General features: G+C 51.4%; 3 protein-coding genes. All 3 read left to right on the plus strand.

All coding sequences use genetic code 11. The features are described from left to right. Positions 1–44: 44 nt before the first annotated feature. The 3 genes from VE954_RS16245 (at position 45) to VE954_RS44285 (ending at position 3,949) form a co-directional block, all read left to right on the plus strand. Positions 45–482 (plus strand): IS6 family transposase, encoded by a 438-nt coding sequence (locus VE954_RS16245; RefSeq protein ID WP_324954590.1) that lies wholly within the window; start codon positions 45–47, stop codon positions 480–482. 520 nt (positions 483–1,002) lie between these two features. Next, a complete protein-coding gene (locus VE954_RS16250) occupies positions 1,003–2,940 on the plus strand; it encodes a c-type cytochrome domain-containing protein (protein WP_324954588.1) in 1,938 nt (645 codons plus the stop codon). A 568-nt stretch (positions 2,941–3,508) separates the two neighbouring features. Next, on the plus strand, positions 3,509–3,949 hold the full coding sequence (locus VE954_RS44285) for a TraM recognition domain-containing protein (protein ID WP_414699011.1): 441 nt from the start codon (positions 3,509–3,511) through the stop codon (positions 3,947–3,949). The last annotated feature ends 215 nt before the right edge of the window (positions 3,950–4,164 follow it).

The following is a 4,164-nucleotide window of genomic DNA, read 5'->3' on the forward strand; positions in this document are numbered from 1 at the left end:
GGAAAAGAAAAAAGCCAGTATTAGCCAGCTAGCGCTGGGATGAACTGGCCATCAGGGTCAAGGGAAAGCTCAAATGGCTTTACCGCGCAGTGGACGAGGATGGCGATACGATAGACTCTCTTTTATCGACAAAACGGGATCGGAAAGCGGCCATGAAGTTTTTGAAAAAGGCCATTCGTCAGCACAGTGTCCCCGGGAAGATCAATACCGCCAAGTCAGGAGCCAACGCCGGCGGCCTCAGGGCTTTCAATGCTGAATATACAACCGACATTGAGCTCCGGCAGGTGAAGTATCTCAATAATATCGTCGAGCAGGATCATAGGCGCATAAGGCAAAAGACAAGGCCCATGCTGAGCTTTAAAACCTTCATGTCGGCCGCGAAGACCATCGCCGGAATTGAGATGATGGCCATGATCAAAAAAGGCCAAATCGATATCCATGGCCTCGCTCCATTCGGGCAGTTTTACGCCCTCACAGCATAACTGCGTCGAGGGAATAATCCCTTCAGAAACTCACTTCGGCCTCGGAAATGGTTGCGACAGAGCCGTACTTAACCAGGGCCCCGGAAAGAATGCGTGGAATTTCAGCAGACCCCTGACTATCAAGGCTTTCACGAAAGCCGTAATTCTGAAATTTCCCAATAATTTTAACTAACCGCTTATTTTATAGTCATTCTTTCCGGGGCCCTGGTACTTAACTGTACTTAACCCCGAAGTCTCGATGACAGCAGCAGCATGTTTTATAGAGTGCGCAAGGCGAACCTTTGTCTTCATGTTTATAACGAAACCTGCAGTCCGTCACAAACCCCAAAGGCACCAGGGTTCCGATCTCGGGCTTGGTCCGCTGATTTTTTTGCACCAAAAATCAGTTATATTGAGTTTCCAACTTACTATTTTTATATGAAATTGTGTCCAATCCTCAACTTTTACACAAAATCTCCGATAATTTATTTGCACATGCCAGTTAGCACAACGCTTGGCGGATATTTAGAGGTAAGGGTACATGGAAAAGAAAGCCACGGTTTACAGTCTCTGGATCATGATTCTTCTCTTGCTCGGCGCCTGTTCCTCGAGTCCAAGAGTTCCTGTGTCGAAGACCAAGGAAGACGTCGAGGCCCCTGCTCCAGTCGCGACGAATCAGTCGAGCAACCAGACGGGAACACCTGCGCAGCAGGCCGTCGATATCCAGGCCCAGGCTTTGGCCATCCTCGATAAGGCCTGTGTCAGTTGCCATAGCGCCACCAATGTTCAAGGAAACTTCGGCAGTCTGGATAACGTTGAAGCCATGATTGCCAGCGGACGTTATCTCGTGCCCGGCAGTCCCGAGAAGTCTCTTATTTATACAAAGCTCGCTCCCGTAGGCAATATGCCACCTTCAGGCGCTATGAAGCCGGAAGACGTGGCGACCATCAAGAGCTGGATCTCCGGCCTGAAAGCTGTACAGGTTGTTCCTCTGAAGGACACACAGGTTCTGGACATTATTCAAAAGGACCTGCAGCTGAATGTGCCTGTCGCGGATCAAAATCAGATCCGATACTTCAGCTTTCATGTTGCGAATAACGTTGGGACCAATGAAGCGGCCCTGGAAAGTATGCGCAAGGCTTTCGTGAAAGTGGTCAACAGCCTCTCGACTTCGCCTGTCCTTGTAAAGCCTGTGGCCGTGGATGCCAAGAAACTGATCTACCGCCTGCGCCTGGATGAAATGGGGATCCCTGTCGCCGTCTTTGATTCAGTGATGAGTGATTTCTATCCCTTCAGCCAGCAGTTTGTGAATACGGTCTCGGATTCGACGGCCCTTCAGGCTGCCCAGAACGATCTGACGATGCGCACGCAAACCGGCACGACCAACTATCTTCTGCGCGCTGATTGGTTTATCGCGACAGCCACGCTGCCCGTTCCCTACGAGCGTCTTCTCCAGCTCGGCACAACCCAGGCGGAGCTGGATGCTGACCTTGGCGTCGACATCCTGGCGAACCTGAATGCCAACCGCGCGATCCGTGCTGGCTTTAAGAACTCGGGTGTATCATCCCAGAACCGCATGATTGAACGTCACAGCCAGCGCAATGGTCTTTCGTACTGGATCAGCTACGACTTTGCCCGCTTGGATGCGATTGAAAACATTTTCTCGAACCCGCTGGGACCTGCACCGATCAGCCAGACCAAGGCCTTCCAGCACGACGGCGGTGAGATCATTTTCCAACTGGCCAACGGCATGCTCGGCTATCGTCTGGTCAACGCCACGGGTGATATTCTCGACAAAGGTCCGACCAGTATCGTCAAACAGAATGATGCGCCTTCACAGTTCCTGTCCGCCATCGTCAATGGTGTGTCCTGTATGAACTGTCACAACGCTGGTCTTCTCTATAAGAAGGATGAAATCCGCGCCTTCGCTCTCGCCAACATCGGAGCGTTCTCGCAAGAGGAAGCGCAGCGTATCCTGACTCTTTATCCGGAAGAGAAGACGTTCAAAGACACCATGGACAAGGACAACGCCTTTTATTTCAACGCCCTGACTCAGCTCGGCATCGATCCCAAGAAACCTGATCCTGTGAACCAGGCGTTCCGCTTCTTCAACCGCTCTTTGAGCAAGAATGATGTCAAGGAAGAACTCGGCATCAGCGAAGCGACGCTTGACAGTCTCCTGGCCAACGAACCCTACCGAACCCAATGGAGTGCGCTGCGGACTCAGGGTTTCATCTCCCGGCAGGAGTTCAGTCTTCTGGGGTCCACGGCCCTCGAACAATCACGGATTGAAGTGAACGTGGCCATCCCGGTCGTCGGCGAATTCCTGGCCACTCCGGACTGTATGTTCGCGAGCCAAGTGCAGATGGATAATTGTGTGATTGCCAATGCCAACCAGCCTGCCCCAGCTCCCGGTACAGCCCCTGCTCCTGCACCCGCGGCGAGCATGGGAAATGGCAAAGGTAGCAACCGAAATTGATCGCATGTCCTAACCCCAAGTCTTCCAGGCCTTTCCCTTGTGGAGAGGCCTTTTTTGATCGGGTAGCCAGGATCAGTCTCCCAATCCCAGCTCCCACACCACCGCTCGTACGGTTCCGTAAGCGGCGGTTTACACAAACTGTACATTGATTTTGTATTTGTCGTAGAGGCTTGTGATGCCGTTCCAGCCCAGCTTTTCAAAGTAAGCCCGTCGCAACTGGGCCGAGCAGGACGGAAGAACGGAGCCACGCAGTATCTCCAAATGGGCCAGGGATGATGGGGATAGATCCGGGGTCTTCCTGATTGCCGAGAACAAGGACTGAGAAGCTTCCAAACATTTTTTCAGAATGCTTGTGACACTGGCTGGCAAATCCATCTATGGCCGAGGCGATTACAAAGGAAGAAGCGACATCCACGAGATTCAGGACGAGATTGAGTCAATTGGCTATAACTCTGAGTTCAGTCAAAAGCTCAATATTGGGCGGAAAGACGGCTATGTTATGCATGGAGGCCTACCACTACTCCGCGGAGTTTTTTCTCGTATCCTCGAACCCTTGACGTTGTGAGCTATTCCGGACCATTCAAAAAGATGTCAGCGTCCATGCAGATCCCAACAAGCGACAGGTTGCTGCTCCTATAAAAAACTCCGCGGAGTAGTGCTACAGGCGGTCACCCAGTTTGAAGCCATCTATGGAGAAAAGGAAGCGAACACAATCATTCAGGGTTTTCAGAATAAATTTTTCTTCCGCTCTGAGGACCCAAGGCTTGCGCAGCGCATGGCTGAAAACACAGGCATAGGACGCTGGCGGGTGAGGGATGAAAGCGTATCGAATGAGGGAAAATCCTCGGTTTCGATGAAGGTTGAACAGAGAACGGCGTTGCGGCCCGAGGATTTTTTCGCGCTTCGCTCAGGCGAATGCATTGCAAAGATTACAGGTATCAATCCCTTTAAATTTGCCCTTCCGCACAAGTGGATATTACAGACAAAGGTGACACCCAATTCCAGATAAAAGCGGCGGGTGATTGGACATAAATTTGGTCACCTAATTCCAGATTAACCTGTGCAGTTCGATTGGCACAGGAAAAAGCTCTTGAAAGGCGTAACGCAAGGCATTGAGCAGGATTGCCTGCAAGCGCTGCCAACCAAAAATATGCCCTTTCGAATCAACAACGTCACCATACGGAAGCATGCGAAGATCAATGTGGAATTACCCGAAACTTTGAG

Source organism: Oligoflexus sp., from assembly GCF_035638955.1.
In the GTDB taxonomy this organism is placed as follows: domain Bacteria; phylum Bdellovibrionota_B; class Oligoflexia; order Oligoflexales; family Oligoflexaceae; genus Oligoflexus.